Origin of the sequence: Syntrophomonas sp. DTU019, from assembly GCA_913757435.1 — a bacterium.
Classification (GTDB): domain Bacteria; phylum Bacillota; class Syntrophomonadia; order Syntrophomonadales; family Syntrophomonadaceae; genus DTU019.
On record CAJYDM010000005.1, the window covers coordinates 231,724 to 252,915 of the forward strand.

Sequence of the window (21,192 nt, forward strand, 5' to 3'; positions counted from 1 at the left end):
TGGTTCGCTATCCAAAAAGGATGAAGCTCATCCTCCGGTTGCAGTCAGCTGTTGTTGCATATAGCCAGTCCCAGACCAGCAGCGATTGTCAGGTTGTGAGCTGGAATCACAGATTGTATGGACTCAATTATCTCCGCTGGTATCGCTGCATCATTATAATACCTGATGATGTAATACGTACTTATGAGCAGTCATATAAATGTAAAAGAATGCCAGGCCTGTTAAATATTCAGTGAATAAGAATTCCCCTTGTATGCAAGGCATATACTTTGCTCTAATCCACGCATGATTCTTGGAAAGAAAATTATGAATGATTTATTTGACCAAAGACACAGGAAAACCAGGGAAAACAAGATAGTTACTCTGCCAGAAGCCATCGGCGAAATCAGAGATGGTGATGTGGTTATGCTGGGAGCTTTCATCGACACCCGTCGACCAATGGCTGCTGCCTATGAAATCGTGCGTCAGCAAAAGCGGGGCTTGATCCTGCTGGCCCAGTGTTCTCTGGCGGAAGATATTCTGGTTGGAGCTGGATGCGCTGCAGCCTGGCGGGGTTGTTATACCGGGATAGCCACTTTTGGGCTGTCTCCGGCAACACTTCGCAAGACCGAGTCAGGCCAGTTCTTCCCAGATGAGATCGGGCATTTGGATATTATCTATGGTGCCATGGCAGCCATGGCCGGCTGCCCATTCGTGGCTACCCGCGCTACTCTGGGCAGTGATGTGCTAAATGATCAGATGGACAGGAATCAGGTTCTGCTGGAAATGGCCGGCAATAAAGGGATGATCCCCAGGAAGAAGTTCGAGCTTATGGAGGACCCATTCTATGACCAGGGTATGGTAAAACTTCTGCCTGCCATGCCTGCTGATGTAGCCGTAATCCACACCTCCATGGCGGGAGAAGCGGGGACTGCCAGGATAAGCGGCAGCCTGGCTTTTGATCATTACTTCATTCATGCGGCGCGAACAGTGATCATATCCACCGAGCAAATAGTACCGGAAGAATACTTGCGCCGTGAGCCGAATCGAAACCAGATACCCTGTACTGCAGTCGACATGGTGGTGGAGGTTCCCTGGGGAGGACATCCCAGTCAAGTTCATGGTTGTTATGATACTGACATTGCATTTATCAGAGACTACGTAAAACCTGGATTCCCGTCAACTCATAACGAGGTGGGCAATTCAACCCCCAACGCGTGATAGACTTCTTTTTGCTTTTCTAGCAGTTCGCCTACACGCAGCCGTTGACCAGGGAACTCAAAGCATTCAATAACATCCAGCTTATCCAAGGCTCCCTGGATGCTATACTTTTGGAACAACTTCGACACCTGCATTTGCTTTTTGATGTAAGACAAGTAGATCAGTGCCACAAATTCAACGAAAAGCTTGCCATCCAAGCTTTGCTCGGATGATACTAGAGCGCGGCGCAGGTTTAACCGTTCTTTTAGGTTGCCAAAAGCCTTTTCTACCAGATCCTTGTTCCGGTAGGTTTCAAGAGCAGTAATCGCATCCATGGTTTCGTTGGTGAGTAGTGCAAAAAACCCGAAATACTTCTTGGCCTGTAAAACCGCTTCTTCCTTTACGGTGGCCTTTGTACCCCGTTTTGGTGTGGTTTTAACATCGAAGTACTTCCTATACTGAGTTTCATGTTCTGGAACCCGCTTGCCGGATTCTAGTTCGCGACGTAGCATGATCAACTTTCTGTCAAAGGCCTTTTCCTCATCAGCTGCTTTTTCAATGTTGTAGTAATAGTGAACGTAGATCCGACGGGGTTCTTTTAGGGTTTCTTTCTTGTATGGTCGATACTGGGTATACTGCCATTGGGTTTCAATGCTGCGGTAATAAAGCTCATAGGTCTCGCTGTAGTGCTCAAAGTTGCGAAAGTTGTCATAGACACCCTCCAAATTGGACTTCATAAAGTTTAGAGACATTTTGCCGGCAATGAGGAATTTTACATGGTCTTTGAAAAGGGCATTCAGGTTTTCTTCACTGTAGAAACCCCGGTCCATGACCAACTTCACCTTGGAAAACCCCAGGGTGTCCAAATCTGACAATAAGTGCTTCAAGGTTTTGGAGTCGGGGATGTTACCTGCCAGTTTTCGATAGTAAAAGGGCAGGTTGGAGGTTTGGCCAAAGACCAGCGCTAGGTTTAGCTGGGGAAGTCTGTCATCCTCCTTGTTTTTCCCATACTGCACTTGTCGTAGGGATTCCGAATAACTTGAGATGGAGGTAATGTCATAGGCCCAGTATTCTTTTTCGCTTCTGCGCTTCCCTTGCAGCTTGAAGAAATGCTGCTTTTCTTCTTCAGTAATGGAGGCGAACAACTCGCTGCTTCTTTGAGAGGGTATGTTTTTACCATAGGGGTGCTTGTGAAGGCTTCCCCACTTTTCAAAGCGGTACAATGGGTTATGGTCTTCCAGAACCAGGTAATAGGCTGTGGACAATATCTGCCGGTAGGTTGCCGGGAAACAGGTCTTTAAGTCTTGGGTTATGCCCAGCTTCTCGCTAATAGCATCTAGTAGATAGGTAGCGCCATAGAAAAAGCGCGCAGTTTCCTCCGTGGGTACTGGACCCCTTTTAGCAGGGACGGATTCGTCCTTCTTCTTTCGCCCCCGACCGTCTGTAGGAAGGATTTCGCCAGTCTTGTCATCTACTCGTCCAATGAGGGTTCTTCTAGAACGCGACTGCTGCTTCTCCTTGTCCCAGTAGGATACGGATTGATATGCGTATGTAATTCCAGAGCGTTTATCTTTCTGATGAATGATTGCTGCCACAGGAGCACCTCCTCGTTATGCATATTATTACACATAACGAGGTTTGGGGCAATTATAAATGTTCGCCAAAGTAAGTAAATTCATAGGTTTTCAGCCTTTTTCTCGCTGACTCGTTATGTGTCAGCGGGAGGGCAGGGTAAAAGCTGCGAAGAGCGATGAGGGTTTTGACCAATGGGCGGAGGAATGGATCCTGAGCATAACGTCTCGCGACCAATACTTAAATAAGCTCGGTGCTTCAAGATTGGAAAACTTGAGAGCAACCAGCCCGTGGGGATACAGATCCCGTTGCAATAGGTAACAGGCCAATTTTGAAATGAGAAGGAGGATGGATATGAGTAAAGTGGTAAGCCTTCAGGAAGCCATACAGGAAGTAAAAGACGGAGATACTTTGCTGTTTGGCGGCATAGTTGAAGATAGAAGGCCAATAGCGGCGGCTATGGAAATTGTGCGGCAGGGGAAAAAGAACCTGGTGCTTTTAGGAACCTGTTCGCAATCAGGCGATATTCTGGTGGGAGGCGGGTGCGTGGCGGCCTATCGAGGGTGTTATTCATCCAATGGCGCTTTTGGTATTTCCCCTAATATAAAAAGGAGGGCCGAATCAGGGACGATTATTATTGATGACATTGGACACCTGGATCTAAGTATTGGCCTATTGGCCCTTCAAGCGGGAGTGCCTTTTATCGCTTCCAAGACTTGTATTGGAACCGATGTTTTGAACCCGGCTTATGACAATTTACCCAAAGTGGCTGAGGTAGTCGGAAATAAAGAAATGCTGCCCAATAAAAAATACGTTTTGATGGAAGATCCTTTCTTCAATATGGGGACCGTACAGTTGATTCCCGCCATCAAATTAGATGTTTGCATCTGTCATGTACAGATGGCAGGTGAAGAGGGCACAGTCAGGATCGACGGCAGCCTGACCTTTGATCATTACGGCGCCCTGGGTGCCAAAAAGGTAATAATTACCGCCGAACAGGTAGTACCGGAATCATACATAAGGCAAGATCCGAATCGCAATTGCATTCCTTGTACTTCGGTCGACATGGTAGTTGAAGTGCCGTGGGGAGCACATCCGGGCCAGGTCTACAATTGCTATGATATGGACATTCCATTTCTCCTGGAGTACGCCAAGTCTTGTTCGACCCAGGAGGGCTTCGACCAGTGGGCCGACACCTGGATTTTTGGATGCAAGGGGCATGAAGATTATCTGGATAAATTAGGTGCCAGTCGTTTGGAAAAACTGCGTGCGTTCCCGCCATACGGATATGTTCCCAGGAGAAAAGGAGGAGTGAGATAATGACTCAACAATATGCAAAAATAGGCGAATACACTCCGGTCGAGGCTATGGTGGTTTATGCGGCACGATTCCTGGCCAATTTCGATGGCAAAAAGGGCCTGATCGGAACAGGCTTGCCCCTGGTGGCTACCCAACTGGCTAAGATGCTCTACAGCCCCAATATGGTTGTTTTCGTGGAAACCGGGCAGGCCGACGCCAACCCCGAAGAATTGGCCATATCTATTATGGATAGCCGTTTAACCTACGGATCCTCCTGGCAAATGGGTGATCCCGAAGGGCTTTATCCGTTAAGCCGCAATGAAATCGACTTTGGCTTCATTGGTGGTGCGCAGATAGATAAATATGGGAATGTGAATTCCACCTTTATAGGCGGGGATTATAATAAGCCTTTGAAGAGATTGGCGGGAACGGCCGGTGCAGTCGATATCGGAGTCTTTGCCAAAACCACGGTGATACTCATGGCCCACCAGAAACGACGGGTATGTGAATTTGTAGATTACCTTACCACCCCCGGATGGATGGTGAAAAAGTGGCCGGAAGGCACCCTGGTCAGACGCGAGGAATTAGGCATGCAGGGAGGACCCAGCTGTTTTATATCTTCCATGGGAATATGCAAGTTCAACGATGACGACAAAATAATGTACCTCGACAGGTACTTTCCCGGAATAACTCCTGAAGATGTTAAAGCCAATACTGGTTTTGACATTGATGTTTCCCGAGCAACTGAGGCGGACCCTATTCTGGTGGATGAAATCCGTATTTTACGGGAAGAAATCGATCCTTTGAACATCTATAAAATGAGGTAAATTCTCCGGGAAAGCGGGGGGACGCTGGTTTTGCTTCCTCTCGCTTCCTTTTCACTTTCTCCCGTTTTTCTTAGCACGGCTGGTAAGCCCTCAGTCTAGCTTCCTCCCCGCTGTTGTTTCATCTGTGTCATAGTCATGAAACTCGCGGATACTTTGGATACTGGGTCGGTATTTGTGATTCACCCCACAGAGCCGGGAGCAACTGTCCCCTCACCAGCTGAGGTACTCATTTAGCAAGAAAGGCCTGTGCCCGGTGTTTAAACTCGCTACTGGCAAACATTTCGTGTATAGCTTCGGCTTCCAAATCGAGCGCATCCTCAAGGGGAAGTTCCAGACCAGCGTCAATCACCTGTTTTACCCTACGCACAGCTTCCTGCCCCTTGGAACTAATTTGCCGGGCAATGACTTCAGCCTCACGCAGTGCCTGCCCCGGTTCCGCGACATGCTCTACAAGACCGATTCGTAATGTTTCCTCGGCACCCATCCGCCTTGCCCGCAATAGCATATCTTTAGCCCGCCCCGGGCCCACCAGTCGCGCCAGCCTCTGTGTACAGAAAACCAGATTGAGGTTGACCCCGGTGCCGCACATTTGCGTGTTTTGGTCCATAACCCTGATATCAGCGCACAGGGCTAGATCCAGTCCAGCTCCAAACGCATAGCCGTTTACCGCAGCTATGACAGGGAATCCGCAGGTACTTACCAGGTTGAGAGCGTAGTACAGCCGGGAAAAATAGGCCCGGTTCTCTTGGGGGCCATTCTGCACCAACTCTGTGATATCTGCGCCCGCGCAGAAGAAATGGCTGCCGCGACCAGTTATTATCACTGCAGCCAAATCCAATCTCCTTAAATCTTCGAAAGCCCGGATCAATTCACCCGTCATTGTCCGCGACAGCACATGGGCGGGTGGGTTGTTGAGCGTAATAATTGCCACCCGGTCATCCCTTGCTACCAAAACCAGCTGGTTTTCGCTTCCCGATTCCATAGTCATACTAGTCCTCCCCGGTTAAGCCTGAACCCGACTATGGCCTCAATATGGGCTCAAAAGCCCTATCTCCGGCCTTTGCCGGAATTAGTCCGGTTCATGATATTATGAATTTTGTTCACACTGTCTTTTCTTAATTATATTATTCAGGTTTGGAAAGTGTGTCTGATTGTGTTTTCGTGCGCTGCGTTGCTGGACAACAGAGGGCCCCACCTGCTTTTTGAATATATCAGAATAACCAACTCTTATGAAGTTTGCTTCACAAGCGGGAATGTGACGGATTGAAGGGATTTTCGCAAAAACGAACGTCCCTAAGCTTTTTTCCGCTTCCACCCCAAGGAAGCAAAAAGAACGTCCCCCTCTGCTTCCTTAAGGTTTTATTAAGAATATTGCTGCTAAATGCTGCTTTTTAAGGGAGTATAATAATTATGAACATTAATGATATAGAGGGAAGCTGATGGAATGTCTGCTAACATCCTTATAGTTGATGACGAACAAGCCATTGCGGATTTGGTGGAACTATACCTAAAGAACGAAAACTATACGGTTTTCAAATATTACAATGGTCAGGAAGCATTAGCCTGTGTCAAGCGGGAGAAGATAGACCTGGCCATTTTAGATGTAATGCTTCCTGATATCGATGGTTTTGCCATTTGCCAAGAGATCCGGGCCCAGCACAATTACCCCATTATCATGCTGACCGCCAAAGAAGAAGAAATCGACAAGATTACCGGGCTGACCCTGGGCGCGGACGATTATATCACCAAGCCGTTCCGCCCTTTGGAACTGGTTGCCCGTGTCAAAGCGCAGCTGCGCAGATTCACCAAATATAACGCGGCCGAGCCCAACCGGGAAGAGCATGTTATTGCATTTTCGGGTCTGGTTCTGGACAAAGACACCCATGAGTGCATGCTCAACGAGCGGAAAATATCCCTTACCCCTACGGAGTTCTCGATACTATGGGTTTTATGTTCAAACCGGGGCCGGGTGGTCAGTTCCGAGGAGTTGTTTCAGCAGGTTTGGGGCGAAAAATACTTTACTAGCAGCAACAATACGGTAATGGTGCACATCAGGCATTTACGGGAGAAAATGAATGATTCAGCGGAACGACCCAAATATATCAAAACGGTATGGGGAGTCGGGTACAAGATTGAAAAATGATTTTTCCAGACTGAATAGAAAGATACTGGTGCAGGTGATTTCGATCGCATTCACCGCCATTATTCTCGGCTGGATCCTGCAGTACTTCCTCATTGATGGGATTCTGCAAAACCTCTTTGCGGAGGCTTTTGTGGCCTTTTGTCAAAATGTGCTCTCATTATCCCGCCCAGACAGCCTTTATTTGTATCAACAGCTGTTCCGCAACAACAAACTGCTGTGGCTGGCGGCCGGTCTATTTATCTTATTACTCTTGGTATTTTATTGGTCTCTGGCGCGCATGACCAAATACTTCAATGAAATAAGTGCGGGCTTGGATCAGCTTGTGGAAGGATCTCCGGGGGACATAGAGCTTTCACCGGAAATGGATTTTATGGAATCCAAGCTGAACAAAGCCAAGAGTATATTAGAGCAGCGGGAACGGGCCGCCAGGGAGGCCGAGCAGCGCAAAAACGACTTGCTGGTTTATCTGGCCCATGATATTAAAACACCGTTAACCTCGATAATCGGATATTTGAGCCTCTTGGATGAAGCCCCGGACATGCCCACCGATCAGATGGTCAAATACACCGGCATTACCCTGGAAAAGGCCTACCGATTGGAAGCCTTAATTGACGAGTTTTTTGACATTACCAGATTTAATTTACAGGATATAGTGCTTAATAAAGAAAGGATTAATCTGCCCTTTATGCTTCAGCAGATGGCTGATGAGTTTTATCCCATGTTAGCCCCGCAGGGAAAGCGGATTACGGTCGAAGCGGCAGAAGGCCTCACCCTATGGGGAGATGCGGATAAACTTGCCCGGGTCTTCAACAATGTATTGAAAAACGCTATGGCCTACAGCTATCCTAATACCTCCATCACTGTCACCGCACTTCAGGATAATGTCCATATAATCATAACCTTTGTAAACCAGGGCAACCCCATTCCACCCGCCAAACTTGACACCATCTTTGAGAAGTTTTACCGATTGGATAGTGCCCGTTCCTCCCATACCGGCGGCGCCGGATTAGGCCTGGCCATCGCCCGGGAGATTCTGACTGCTCACGGAGGAACCATCTCTGCGGAGAGCAATCGGGAATGCACCACATTTACGGTTACCTTGCCAGTTTTGGATGCAGAATTAAGAGAATCTTAAGAACTTTATAAGCCTGAATTCAAATACAACTCCCGGTTCTTTGCTTCAATAGAGTCAGTACAGAACAAGGAGTTGTTTGTTATGACATACCACACCACTAGGAAACGATCAAAGTCCAAATTGCTGATCCTGTTATTGTTAATCATAGCAATGGCTCTCATATGCAAATCGGTGGCCATGTCTGGTGCAGAATTCCCACAATTAAGTACAATTCCATCCAAGCGGCCCTTACAGCCGTTTAACACTGCCGCCAATCCTTCGGCAACCGTTTCCGCGGACAGGTTGTATAGTCCCCATGCCATTTTGGTGTCTGTGAGTGACCACACGGTTTTATTGCAGAAAAGCAGCGAAACCAGGATTTATCCGGCTTCCCTGACTAAAATGATGACAACCCTGGTGGCTATTGAAAACCTGCCCAACCTGCAAAAGGAGATAAAAATATCTGACTCTGTTTTTCAAGAATTGCATAATACCGATGCAACCATGGCCGGTTTTCAACCCGGTGAAAAGGTTAGGGCGATCGATCTGCTATATGGAGTTATGCTGCCCAGCGGCGCGGAATGCTGTATTACCTTGGCCGACTATATCGGCGGTTCGGAGGCTGGATTTGTAAAACTTATGAATAAGAAAGCCTCGGATTTGGGAATGAGTATGACCCATTTCAGCAATTCTACCGGACTGCATGATAAGAACCACTATACCACCGTTAGAGATTTAAGCGTTCTTTTAAACTATGCCTTGCAGAACGATACTTTCAAAGAGATCTTTTGCACCTCCCGGTACACCACTAATCCTACCAGGCAGCATCCTGACGGAATTACGTTTCATAGCACCATGTTTGAAAAGGTCAATTCCAGCGGCACTGCCTACAGAATTAATGAGGGGAGACTTATGGGGGGGAAAACCGGCTATACGGAAGAGGCGGGCTTATGCCTGGCCAGTTACGCGGTTAAGGGAGGAAAAGAATATATCCTGGTTACGGCAGGGGCCAAAGGCAGCCATAAGACTGAGCAGTACAACATCAAGGATGCCTTTACAGTGTACAACAGTATAAGGTAGGGTGCGCTAGTTCGGTTTCCATTCAGTCCTGCATCCTTTAAAGCCCTGTACCGTTCGGACCCGGTCTCAGGTGCAAGTAAAGAAAGAAAACCGGGAGTAATCAAGCTCTCGGTTATCTGTTTTTCTGACTAAAGGGCCTTTATGACCAGCCAGTATTGCTATTTACCGAAATCACCGCCAGCTATCCAGACAGCTTGAAGCTCATATCGCCTGTTGTATATGGGTTTTCATACGGGTCATTAATGCATTTATGGCACATATATAGGGGAACTACACATCCACAGCCGTGACCAAACAGATCCAAAAAGCAGCAGTCATTACACAACGGCAGCCCGCATCCCTGGCAGTTCAGAGACGCCGTGTTCTTTTCACAAACCTGGCATTTCATGCATATCCCTCCCTTAATTTCATTATATATGCTCAAGCAGATTCAAGCACTAAATACTAACTAGACCATGGGTGGCCCATGAAAAATATATGCCGGTGAAATTTGACTGAGCAGGGTTTTCAGGGGTAGGTGGACACAGGCAACCGTTATCAGAGGAATGAAAAAAGGCAATAGCAGGAAAATCCATTAAGAGTTGCCAATATATAACATAAAGGAGGGATGTTGTGCATAACAATGATGTATTCTCTGTAGCGGCTTATTTCATTATGTCATCCATAGGTATGTTGATAATGCACGGGGGTACGGTAATTATTATTGTTGCGGTGTAGGGGCTCATGAATCTATAGTTCAGTCATTGCAGGTGCTGGCGATGAATATTAACCGGGATAACGCAGGCAGTGAATAAGACCCTGTTTTAAAGGATATTTAATCTGGCCTCCCCCTTTAGCTGTTGGTTGATTGTGCAGTACTTACAGAGAAAAGAAAAGGAGAGGTGAATTATGAAAACTGAGCAGGAGTACCGGGATAGTATTAGAGCCATGAACACGACGGTCTACGCCTTTGGTGAAAAGGTTGAACAGGTTGCTGACCATCCCACCTTTGCACCGACACTAAACGCTATTGCTTTAACCTACCGGATGGCCAAGGAGACCGAGAACGAAACCCTGATGACCGTCAAATCGCCCTTAACCGGGAAGATGATCAACCGTTTCTTGCACATCTGTCAGTCACCCGAAGACTTGATCAAAAGGGCTGAGGTGAGTAAGTTCCTGACCCCATTTCACGGCGCCTGTGTAGGTGCCCGTTGTGTTGGAACCGGTGCTTTAAACACCCTGTACATGATTACCGGCGATATTGATAAAAAATACGGTACTGACTACCACGACCGGTTTTTAAAATTCCTTACATACGTTCAGGAAGAGGACCTGGTTTGCAGCGGTATGGTCACTGATGCGAAAGGGGATAGATCCTTAAGCCCCGGCCAGCAAGCCGACCCGGATGTATACCTGCATGTGGTCGAAAAACGCCCCGACGGTATCATAGTGAGGGGCGCAAAAGCTCACCAGTCCGGAGCAGCACTGGCTCACTACAATATAGTAGTTCCAACCACCTCTATGAAAGCAGACGAAAAGGACTTTGCCCTAGCCTTCGCGGTTCCGCCCAATGCTCCCGGAATCGTTCATATTGCGGAAGCTCCGGCCCCCAATGCCCGCCGTTTATTTAGCACCGACCCCATGGACTTCGGCAATGCCAAATACGGGGTTCACGGCTCCACACTGGTGGTCTTCAATGATGTTTTTATCCCCAATGAAATGATATTCATGTGCGGTGAGTACGAATTCGCAGGCATTATGGCGGCCACATTCGGCACCTTCCAACGCATGGCAACCGCAGCCTGCAAATCCGGGCATTGCGACCTTACCTATGGGGCTGCTGCTGTAGCTGCTGAGTATAACGGTATTGATAAGCTAAGCCATATAAAAGATAAGATAGTGGAGATGTCCTTCCAGTCAGCCCTGGCTTATGGGACTGCTATCGCGGCTGGGTACAAGGCCAAAGCACATCCCTCAGGCGCCTATATCCCCGACGATTTGCTGGTCAATGCGGCCAAACTGCAGGCTGTGGAAGCGGTCTGGGCTGCATCCAAATGGGCCACCGAGATAGTTGGCGGTATAATCTGCACCGCTCCCACCCAGAAGGATTTCGATAATCCTGACATAGCTGAATATGTTGACAAGTATTTCAAAGGCCGGGCTGATGTCTCTACAGAAAACAGGGTGCGGATTACGCGCCTGGTTGAATACCTGTGCGGCCAGGGGTCCATCGTGCCCACTGAATCCTCCCATGGGGGCGGCCCCGCAGCTGTACAGAGATTGGGAATGCGTATGAATAATAATCTAAACTACTTGAAGGGGAGAGCCATGAAAATGGCGGGGATCACGAATAAATAGGTTGAGGCGATTTCCCCTAATTGGATAGCGTTCTATGAGAAAAAGGGCAGCTGGCTTAATAAAGCAGCTGCCCTTTGTGGTGGTTGCGGAAGAATGGGGGCAGTTTGGTTTCGAGTTTATCGCCGGTTTCGACCACATTGAAGTTCAGATCCTCATGATACATGGCAAAGGGTTTTCATTCCATATCAATGAGAACGTATGGATTAATAGAAATTGTAGGTGGAGCCATGGTGAGGGTGTCAATTATTCGCCATCTATTGATGTATTAGAGAAGATTTTTAGTTGATGTGTGAAAAACATTATCTTGGTGACAATGACTTGTCCTTAGTAAGGATTAGAGTAAATTAATAGCATTATTATGGGTGTACAGAAGTCGACGTGATAATGCTACCTAATGTACAAATATGTAAAATATATGAAAATGTTGGCAGGAGATGCTTGGCCTGCAAAAGAATATGTAAATAAGTAGCTCCTCTAGGGGGTGTACCGATGCGCATAAACATCGAACTAAATGCCGAAAAAGATTTGGTTCTTCCCATCCACTACAGCCACATGGTGCAGGGGTTTCTTTATAAAAACCTTCGGGATCGCGAGTATAGCGAATTCCTACATCAAACCGGTTTTCAGTATGGTAGAAAGCGATTCAGGCTATTTACCTTCTCTAGATTGCTGGCTCCATTTACTTTGTATAGGAATCAGGGAATCATAGCATTTCGTCCTCCCATTCATCTCATCATTTCCTCCCCACTGGAACCGTTTATCACTGACCTGGCCGAGACTCTGATTACATCCGACTGGAGCTTTCTGGGCGGCACCGTTGTCGGAGTAAAAAGTATCTCTGTGGAAAAAGAGATTTCTTTTCAGGACCGAGTTCAAATAAAAATGCTTTCCCCGACTGTAGCGTATTCGACCGTCAATGTAGAAGGCAACCGCAAACGAACCGAATACTATTCTCCCTGGCAGACCCGCTTCCAGGAAATAGCCCGGTCCAATCTGCTAGCCAAATATCAGGTCTTATATGGAGGGCCCCCAGGCAATCATGAATTTAAAATCATCCCTAATGGAACCCAGGAGCAGCGCTTTAAAGCGGTGATCAATTATAAGGGAACATATATTGTCGGGTACAACGGTATCTACTGGCTTCAAGGCAGCCCGGAGTTAATCAAGGTGGCATATGATACCGGCCTGGGAAGCAAGAACTCACAGGGGTTTGGATGCTGGGAGGTGGTGGGGTAGATATAAACCTGTAACAGTTTATTCCCCAAGATGAATCCTGAGTAGTGGGAAAAGACGATAGAATTATGTGGATGTAGATTTTCAAGATGGAGGTGATAGAGTTTGAATTTACCGTTATTGACAGCCAGGATTGGACGGGTCTGGGCTGATGAGGATATATTCAGTGTGCTGTATCAAGAGCCCAAGCTTAATACAGAGGATGACAAGCCACCTTATATAGCTTTCATGACCTTTGATTTGGGTAAAAATGAAATAGATTTTGTCGATCTTCACTCGTACAACAGTGAAGCAGTAAAGCGTTATAAATATTTTGGCAATAATAGGGCGAACGCGAAACAGTTTCATGTCGTAAGGGAAGGCAAAGACCTTTATTATTTTATGGGCTTGTGGAACAATCTTCACGAATTATTGAAGTTAAATAAACTACAGGCCTTATCAAGCCAATTGCAGGAGCTAAAGGATGCAGGTTTAATCGAGGATGAAACCGGCAACCTGGTCCTAGAGAGGATGACCTATTTTATAAATAATCCGCATTTGGACTTGAAATATGATAGCAAGAAAAAAAGGCTAGTACGTAAAACACAAGCGGGAAAAGAAGAAATTACCATGGAGACGTTAGTCAAAATGGCAGTACGAGCAAGGTCCGGGGATCAAATTGCTCTCGTGATACCGAGGATTAAGACTAAGGATGGTAAAACGATCGAAATTGCCACCCATGACGATTATCTTGAATTAATCAAGCGTGTTCATAAGCTGGAGGAAGAGAGCAGCGAAAAGGCTGCAAAAGTTAATAAGAAAACCATTAATAAGCCTGAAGCCTGTTATATTTGCGGTTTAAAGAAAAATGATTTAGCCTGTGCAGAGTATTCGACCAGACTAAGAAGAGATGGTATTAACAAAGTTTTTACCACCACTACCATAAATTATGCTAAGAATATCGAAACAGAAGGTTACGAACATAATTACAGCTTCTGCAAAGATTGTTTCGCTGATTTGCGGCAGGGGGAAAAAGTGATTCTCAATCGTTTGACCACACGCTTGGCCGGAGAGAGAACCTTTATACTCCCGGAAGGGCTGTTGAAAGATTTTGAGTATGAAAATATTAACGAGATCAAACGTGAAATTGATTTTGTCTTTAAGCCACAAGAAGCTGAGTTCTGGATAAATGGTATCGGTGCGGAAACCCGGTGGCTGCACATAGAGCATTTTAATTTGCACTTCATTGTTTATGATACTAACGGCAATTCGGTGACAGTTTTACAAACCATCAGCGATGTCAACAGCAGATTTTTCCTTGAGATCATAGAAGCATTTAAGCAGCGCCTAGTGACCGTAACCGAGCATTTGAAATACTTTTCCTTGGATAGTATTTACCGCGTTATACCTGTAAAAACCAAGAAGGTCCGTAACAAACTTAAACAGGTGGATGCAAGCCGCGTTTTATCTTTTTACAAAAGTATTTTGAAACGCGAGCAGGTGAAAGCTGATTTGGTTTATCGCTATGCCCTGGAAGCGTTGGATAAGGGTTTAAGGCAATTGTCAAGCGATAAAATACGAAACTATTTCAATCTGGAGCTGAAAAGATATACAGGGGGTAAGGAAGACTTTTATATTAAAAAAGTTATATTTTCTTATTTGGTCATATTGCAGGTAATGCAGGAACTTGGGTTATTAAAAGGTTCGATATTCAATCATAAGGGGGAGTACAAAGCTATGAATGAAGACTTACCAAAAGATGGATATCCAGAGTTCATATGTGAGGCGGAGCGTTTTTTAGAAGAGCAGAATTTTACTGTCGAATCTAGAGCCTTGTTTTATCTGGGACTTATGATGAAGAGGGTAGCGATAGCCCAGGCTGCCAAGGGTCATAAAAATAAGCCAATTTTTAAAAAGGTGAATTTCCAGGGCATGAACCAGAAAGACATTCTGCGATTTTACGAAGATCTTGTCGAAAAGCTCCGTCAATATAATAAAATCAATTTCTATACCGAATGGCTTATGAATCGCTTCCATCATTATATGGGCTCTGTGTTGACTACAGGGGGCTGTTCTTTAAGTGAACATGCTAATGTGTTTTATATTATGGCTGGATACGCTTTCCGGGTGGGGAAAAAGTCTTCGCCCGATTTGAGCCAGGAGGAAAAGAAAACCATGCAGGAAGAAGATGCTACAATATCAGCGGAGGAGGAAGAGAATAATGGCAATAGTGAAGAATAACAGTGAGTTTATCTTTGGCTTTGAAGCCATTATGACCAATGTTAATGGAGATCCAGATCAGGAAAACAAACCACGCATGGATTATGAAACCATGACTGCGTTGGTGAGCGATGCCCGGAGAAAAAGGGATATCCGGGATTTTCTGAAGAATAAAGGCTTTAGCATCTTTGTGGATGTTTTGGCTGACCAAAAAGTACCGATGGATAAAATGTTGGCTGCAGTACTAAAAGACTTTTTGAGCCAGCCTGATCGAGTTGAAGCAATCAAAGCCAATCATGAATATTTACGTAGCAATTGGCTGGTTGATGACAAATGGACTGATATCTATGAAGAATTAAAGAAACTGGCCAAAAATAATAAATCCAAGGAAAAGGCCTCCGTTTTTAACAATGCCTTATTTACGGAAATTATTAAACAGCAGTTAATCGATATTCGGCTGTTTGGCAGCGCCATGGCGGTAGAAGGGTTCTCCAAAACATATACAGGAGCAGTTCAGATTACCTGGGGATATTCTATGCATCCGGTCGAGTTAGTCGAATCAAGCAGCATTACGTCCATTATGAACGACGACAGTTCCACCTTCGGTAAAAAATATAAACTGTATTATGGCCATTTTGTCCATTACGGAACTATAAATAAATATGCTGCCCAGCTTACGGGGATGACGGATGCCGATCACGAAATCTTTTGTAAAGCATTGGTTCAAAGCATGCATAATAACCAAACAGACAGCAAACAGGGCCAAACGCCACAGTACTACCTCGAGATCGTATATAATCCTGAATTTGATGGCTATCTCGGAGACCTCAGACGTTTTATCACAATTGAGGATGCAAAAGATAATGTTCGCCGCTGGTCCGATATTAAAGTAAATTTTTCTGAATTAGACGCAAAGATAAAGATTATGCGGGACAAAGGCTTTGTGGAAGAGGTTAGGGGTTGGATCCACCCCAGCGTCGACACTGCTAATATGGTAAACTTTCCTGAATATCAACCTTTAGAATTATTAACGCCTATCCTTTAGGAAGGGTGAAGCACATGGATATTTTAGCTTTTCATCTATGTGGAAAAATGGCTCATTTCCGCAAATACTATTCCAATTCTTCTGCATTGAGCTATTGGGTACCACCGCGTACGACGATTATTGGTATTCTGGCTGGCTTATTGGGCATAGAACGCGATTCATATTATGAACGATTCTCATTGGAGGAGTGCCAGATTGGGCTGGCCCTCTGTTCACCGCAGAAGAAGACTATGCAGAAAATGAATCTGCTCATGGTTAAGGGCTCCAATGACTTAAATGGTTCAGCAGACCATCATTCTCAAACCGCTACGGAATTTGTCATACCATGGGATCTAGTCAATGGATTTCTTGATTATAAGGTCTGGGTACACCATGACAATAAAGCGATACATAATGCACTATTGAAAATCTTATCACCCGAGAATGAACACTTTTATCGAAGTAAAGGTATAGCTCTTGCCTTGGGCAGTGCCCAGAATCTCGGATGGATTGAAACGGATCAGATATACCAAGGTGAACCGCTGCGTGACGCACAAGAAAAACGTCATATTTCTTCGATCGTAGCGGCTAAAGACTTAACTCACCTAGAGGTGGCCACAGACAGAACTTACAATTACCTGAAAGAAGACCTGCCGTTGGAGTTTGATCGGGAACGTAAGCTGACAGCTAGAGGTAAAGGAAATTTTATCATTAATGCCAATGGCACAGGCATCTGGGGCAGCGCTGATAAGCTAGTGCAATTGGATAACGGCGAAGTCATTGCTTGGATGCATTAACATGGAGAGGTTAGAAGTGTACTGGGCCCATTACAACAAAAATGTAAAACAGTGGCTACCGGAGCATTTGCAGTTGGTAAGCAGAGGCTGCCAATCGGCTGTCTCAGAATATATTAACTTTCGCGGTATCAAAGCCGAACAGTTCGAAAAACTGGCTATGCTGTGCGGAAAATATCATGACTTGGGCAAGTATACGGATTTTTTTCAGGATTATATGATTAAGGGGCAAAATTCGCCGGATCAAGATCATGCGCACATATCGGCGTTGTATGTCTATAATATGCTGAACGGTTCTGCAGATGGCCGACCTGATCTTAACATGATAATCAGCTTTTTTTGCTATCTTGCGGTGCGCTTGCATCATAGCAACCTGCGAGTGCACGGTCTGAATACGAATCCCAATGACATGACCAAATCCCTGCTAAATAAACAGAAGAACTTGTTGCAGAATGCGGAAAAGATTCTGAAAGAGTTCCCTGAAAAATGCAGCAGGAAAGACTTTGAAGACTACTTAAGTTTAGGAAACACCGTTTTGCAAAACATCTGCGACATCCCGCACTATTTAAAAAGTGCCAGATTGAAAAATGCTCAATGGTTTTTCTTCTTGATTCTTTTATTTTCGCTGCTGATTGATCAGGATAAACTTGATTCCGCCCAGATCGCAATCAAAGTAAGAAATCAGATTAGCCCGGATAGGATTCCTGAGTACCTGGTGAAAAAAAACAAGGGAAAGCACCTAGAATTAAATGAGCGCCGGGAAAATGCTAGAAAAGAAGTAATTGAAGTTCTAAGCAAGATGACTGAGCAGGAAATACTGGACCACAGAATCTATACTTTAACCGCTCCCACTGGAATAGGCAAAACCTTAGCCTCTTTGCAGGCAGCTGCCTATTTATCTCATAGGCTTAAAGGATTGGGCTTAAAGAAACTGCCCAAGATAATTACAGCTATCCCCTTCGTGAACATTATTGAGCAAAACCTTGAAGATTATCAAGAAATCTGTGGCGAAGACGTAAGTTTGCTGGCCCACTACCATCTTGGCCAAGTTGAGAAGCATACAGACCAGCACCGCTCTTTGGAAAACGTGCTGCTAGAAACCGAATCTTGGGAAGCAGATGTAATCATAACTACCTATGTACAGTTGCTGCAATCTTTGCTATCAAATCGAAATCGAAATCTCAAGAAGATAAACAAATTAGCGGGCAGCATAGTGATTATGGATGAGATCCAGGCCCTGCCAGATGAATATATGCCCCTGATTGGAGCTGTTATAAGAAGGTTGGCGGCACATTATGGTACCCGTTTTATCTTGATGACAGCAACCCAGCCGAAAATCATGCAGTTTGCCGATCAGCTTAAAGATGATATAGGTATGCTTCAACCAAGCATTGAATTATTACCTAATAATGAAGCTTATTTTACCAATTTAAGAAGAACCCAGTTCATATCATTAATTGAGGGCCGAGCCATAAATGAAGATGAGTTTATAGAGAAATTCCAGGCAAAATATGCTGGAAAAGGCGCTGCTCTCATTGTTATAAACACCATTAAAAGAAGCCTAAATCTCTACAAAAAGTTGTCAGAACTATACCCGCGGCGGGTTTTATATTTATCAACAAATATTATACCTATAGTAAGAAAAAAGGTTATTAAACGGGCCAAGCGGTATCTAAAATTCAAAATTCCGTTCATCCTAGTATCAACTCAGACAATTGAAGCAGGTGTGGACCTGGATTTTGATATGGCTTTTCGAGATTTGGCACCTTTACCATCATTAATACAAACAGCAGGACGGGTTAACAGAAATAATAGTAAAGGAAGTCATCTCCCAATTTATATAACTGAAATAGACAATGATTGCGGTTTCGTCTATGGGACTGATCAAAAAAATAGAGTCAAGGCTATTTTTGTTGATAAAAGAGTAATAGGTGAAGAAGAATACCGTGCTTTGGTTGATGATTATTATTTAATTCTATTAAAACAAGGTTTACCGGATGAATCAAAACAGATATGGGAAAAAGGAATTGTCGAACTTGATTTTGAGTATATAAGTAAATTCGAATTAATAAAGCAAAGCAGTGAAATAGTAGATGTTTTTGTTGAATACGACGAAATCGCCACGGAGTTAGCTGATTTGTATATCGATTTGAGAAAACAGTTACGCCAAGCTGATAAAGAAGGATATTTTGCTATTAAAGCACGCCTAAAACTACTATGGCTGCAATGCAGCAATATTTCTTATCTATTCGGCTCAAGAGAATAGTTGGAAACATTCCGCCTAGTTTTGGAGATCGATCTTTCGGTGAAATAGTAAGCGATTTTTATTGGATACCAAAAGACCAAATTAATGATTATTATGACTCATCAACTGGCTTTATAGATGAAGGCAGAGCGTTTATATATTAATCCAAGAAGGAGGAAGGATACTAAGATGGAAAAACGGCTATTCACCTGAATAATCGAGAAAGATTAAGATGGAATCCAAATGTCTACAATACCAGCATTATCCGTATGTCATGCCCAGTTAAGGATTTGAATGAAATAGAAAGCAATCAAATAGTATTTTGGAACAAGTCCATGACGAAACGGGCAGTTATTTGTTTGCAAGAATCCATAAGGTCGAGGTTCCTTCGCAAAGGACTTGGAATAATTATTGTGTGTCATTGGGTTTTATTCGAAGAAATGAACCGTGTATTCTTTCAGCTTTCTGATGGACGCGCTACTGTCATTCCATGTCATACAGATGAAGAAATAGGGCAGGTCTTGTTGTGCAGAATATTGCGAGATATTGGTATGAAGCCGGAATTATTGTCTACCTACTAATGGAAGTTCTTTAAATCTGAGGTGTTTATTATGGACTTTTCAGTTACCGGTACTTTGGTATGGTATTACTATATTTGCCCGCGAGAAACCTGGTTAATGGCTCACCAGATATTCCCTGATCAAGACGATGAAAACATGGCGATTGGTCGGTCAATTGGGGAGAATGCTTATAAACGGGAGAAGAAAGAAATCGATTTAGGACTCGCCAAACTCGATTTGATACGCCACGAGAACGGGGAGCTGGTGGTAGGGGAGATAAAAAAGACATCGCGTTTTTTAGATAGCGCTACCCATCAACTACTCTTTTATTTGCTGCAAATGAAAGACATGGGTATTGCCGCCCGGGGCGAATTGCTTATTCCAGAGGAGAAGAAGCGTTTTGAAGTTGAGCTGGACCCGGAAAGGGAAGCCGAGATTCGCAAGGCGATCGAGGATATTGAAGAACTAGTGGATGAACCGCTTCCACCACGGGCTAAGAGAATCAAATATTGTCGACAATGCGCTTATGGCGAGTTCTGTTGGTCCTGAGGGGGTAGGGGTTATGAAAAAGACTATTTATGTTTTTAACGATGGAGATTTTAAGCGTAAAGACAATACCCTATATTTCGAAAGAGATGGAGTTAAGAAATACCTTCCAGTCGAAGACATCAAGGAGATAGTAATATATGGGGAAGTGAGCTTGAATAAACGTTTCTTAGAATTCCTCACCCAGAAAGAAATCATACTGCATTTTCTTAATAATTATGGTTACTATATGGGTTCCTACTATCCCAGGGAGCATCTTAATTCCGGGCATATGATTTTAAGACAGGCCGAGCATTATTTGGACGAGCAAAAGAGGTTAGATATTGCCCGCCGGTTCGTGGAAGGAGCAGCAGCTAATATCATTGCCGTTGTTAAATATTATCACAATCGCGGCAAAGATGTGGAGCAAGAGCTTGAACAAATAATCTCCTTATTTGATAGAATTAGCCGTTGCGGGAATATCAGCGAATTGATGGCTGTTGAGGGCAACCTTCGAGATGTGTACTATTCAACTTTCAATTATATCATCGGGAAAGAGGATTTCGAGTTTAATGGGAGAAACCGACGTCCGCCACAGGATAGAATAAATGCCTTAATCAGTTTTGGAAACACGTTGGCCTATACGGCGGTACTCAGTGAGATATATAAGACCCACTTGGACCCGCGAATTGGCTATCTACACACTACTAACTTCAGACGTTTTAGCCTGAATCTGGATGTCGCTGAGATATTCAAACCAATAATGGTGGACCGTCTAATTTTCTCTTTATTAGGGCGTAACATGCTAAAGGCAAGCCATTTTGAAAAGAGGACCAATGGGATTCTTATGAATGATAAAGGCAGGAGGATCTTTGTTGAAGAGTGGGAAAACCGTCTGACAACTACTATTAAACATCGGGAACTGGGAAGAGAGGTTTCTTACCGGCGCTTGATGAGGATGGAACTGTACAAGCTTGAGAAGCATTTAATCGGGGAAAAAGAATACTGTCCCTTCGTTTCGCGGTGGTAGGAGGTGCCGGAATGTTTGTTATCGAAGT

The 21,192-nt window shown here is 44.7% G+C and carries 17 protein-coding genes; 15 read left to right on the forward strand and 2 right to left on the reverse strand.

What is annotated here, in order from left to right:
- Window positions 1–306: 306 nt before the first annotated feature.
- A complete protein-coding gene (locus AC15IQ_RS13090) occupies window positions 307–1,200 on the forward strand; it encodes a CoA transferase subunit A (RefSeq protein ID WP_483179588.1) in 894 nt (297 codons plus the stop codon).
- Here the strand turns inward: AC15IQ_RS13090 and AC15IQ_RS13095 are convergent.
- Complete coding sequence (locus AC15IQ_RS13095) at window positions 1,164–2,774, reverse strand: IS1634 family transposase (protein WP_483179590.1); 1,611 nt, start codon at window positions 2,772–2,774, stop codon at window positions 1,164–1,166. The two genes, AC15IQ_RS13090 and AC15IQ_RS13095, sit on opposite strands and share 37 nt — an antisense overlap.
- Window positions 2,775–3,105: 331 nt before the next feature.
- Between AC15IQ_RS13095 and AC15IQ_RS13100 the strand changes: the two genes are divergently transcribed.
- Both AC15IQ_RS13100 and AC15IQ_RS13105 read left to right on the forward strand, forming a co-directional pair.
- The gene (locus AC15IQ_RS13100) at window positions 3,106–4,071 is read left to right on the forward strand and encodes a CoA transferase subunit A (protein WP_483179592.1); all 966 of its coding nucleotides are present in this window, start codon (window positions 3,106–3,108) and stop codon (window positions 4,069–4,071) included.
- Entirely contained in the window at window positions 4,071–4,877 is an 807-nt protein-coding gene (locus tag AC15IQ_RS13105) for a CoA-transferase subunit beta (protein ID WP_483179594.1), read from the forward strand. Before AC15IQ_RS13100 ends, AC15IQ_RS13105 begins: the two co-directional genes overlap by 1 nt.
- 226 nt (window positions 4,878–5,103) lie before the next feature.
- Here AC15IQ_RS13105 and AC15IQ_RS13110 read toward each other — a convergent pair whose 3' ends face one another.
- Window positions 5,104–5,865, reverse strand: coding sequence for an enoyl-CoA hydratase/isomerase family protein (locus tag AC15IQ_RS13110; protein WP_483179596.1), 762 nt, complete (start codon window positions 5,863–5,865; stop codon window positions 5,104–5,106).
- Between the two features lie 456 nt (window positions 5,866–6,321).
- Between AC15IQ_RS13110 and vanR the strand changes: the two genes are divergently transcribed.
- The 12 genes from vanR (at window position 6,322) to cas1b (ending at window position 21,164) form a co-directional block, all read left to right on the forward strand.
- Window positions 6,322–7,020, forward strand: a complete 699-nt coding sequence (gene vanR, locus AC15IQ_RS13115) for a VanR-ABDEGLN family response regulator transcription factor (protein ID WP_483179598.1) — start codon at window positions 6,322–6,324, stop codon at window positions 7,018–7,020.
- Complete coding sequence (locus tag AC15IQ_RS13120; protein WP_483179600.1) at window positions 6,953–8,155, forward strand: sensor histidine kinase; 1,203 nt, start codon at window positions 6,953–6,955, stop codon at window positions 8,153–8,155. The genes vanR and AC15IQ_RS13120 overlap by 68 nt, the downstream gene beginning before the upstream one ends.
- 177 nt (window positions 8,156–8,332) lie before the next feature.
- Window positions 8,333–9,214, forward strand: coding sequence for a D-alanyl-D-alanine carboxypeptidase family protein (locus tag AC15IQ_RS13125; RefSeq protein ID WP_483179628.1), 882 nt, complete (start codon window positions 8,333–8,335; stop codon window positions 9,212–9,214).
- Window positions 9,215–10,102: 888 nt separating this feature from the next.
- The gene (locus AC15IQ_RS13130; protein ID WP_483179602.1) at window positions 10,103–11,554 is read left to right on the forward strand and encodes a 4-hydroxyphenylacetate 3-hydroxylase N-terminal domain-containing protein; all 1,452 of its coding nucleotides are present in this window, start codon (window positions 10,103–10,105) and stop codon (window positions 11,552–11,554) included.
- 34 nt (window positions 11,555–11,588) lie between these two features.
- Complete coding sequence (locus AC15IQ_RS13135) at window positions 11,589–11,840, forward strand: hypothetical protein (RefSeq protein WP_483179603.1); 252 nt, start codon at window positions 11,589–11,591, stop codon at window positions 11,838–11,840.
- A 203-nt stretch (window positions 11,841–12,043) separates the two neighbouring features.
- Window positions 12,044–12,790 carry a CRISPR-associated endoribonuclease Cas6 gene (gene cas6, locus AC15IQ_RS13140; protein ID WP_483179605.1) on the forward strand — a complete coding sequence of 249 codons (747 nt, stop codon included), beginning with the start codon at window positions 12,044–12,046 and terminating at the stop codon, window positions 12,788–12,790.
- A gap of 102 nt (window positions 12,791–12,892) precedes the next feature.
- On the forward strand, window positions 12,893–15,007 hold the full coding sequence (locus tag AC15IQ_RS13145) for a TM1802 family CRISPR-associated protein (RefSeq protein WP_483179606.1): 2,115 nt from the start codon (window positions 12,893–12,895) through the stop codon (window positions 15,005–15,007).
- Window positions 14,988–16,031 (forward strand): CRISPR-associated protein, encoded by a 1,044-nt coding sequence (locus AC15IQ_RS13150; RefSeq protein WP_483179608.1) that lies wholly within the window; start codon window positions 14,988–14,990, stop codon window positions 16,029–16,031. The genes AC15IQ_RS13145 and AC15IQ_RS13150 overlap by 20 nt, the downstream gene beginning before the upstream one ends.
- Before the next feature lie 14 nt (window positions 16,032–16,045).
- Complete coding sequence (cas5, locus tag AC15IQ_RS13155; RefSeq protein ID WP_483179610.1) at window positions 16,046–16,807, forward strand: CRISPR-associated protein Cas5; 762 nt, start codon at window positions 16,046–16,048, stop codon at window positions 16,805–16,807.
- A 1-nt stretch (window position 16,808) separates the two neighbouring features.
- Complete coding sequence (cas3, locus tag AC15IQ_RS13160; protein ID WP_483179611.1) at window positions 16,809–19,070, forward strand: CRISPR-associated helicase Cas3'; 2,262 nt, start codon at window positions 16,809–16,811, stop codon at window positions 19,068–19,070.
- Between the two features lie 590 nt (window positions 19,071–19,660).
- Entirely contained in the window at window positions 19,661–20,158 is a 498-nt protein-coding gene (gene cas4 / locus AC15IQ_RS13165) for a CRISPR-associated protein Cas4 (protein ID WP_483179612.1), read from the forward strand.
- A gap of 13 nt (window positions 20,159–20,171) precedes the next feature.
- Entirely contained in the window at window positions 20,172–21,164 is a 993-nt protein-coding gene (gene cas1b, locus AC15IQ_RS13170; RefSeq protein ID WP_483179613.1) for a type I-B CRISPR-associated endonuclease Cas1b, read from the forward strand.
- The last annotated feature ends 28 nt before the right edge of the window (window positions 21,165–21,192 follow it).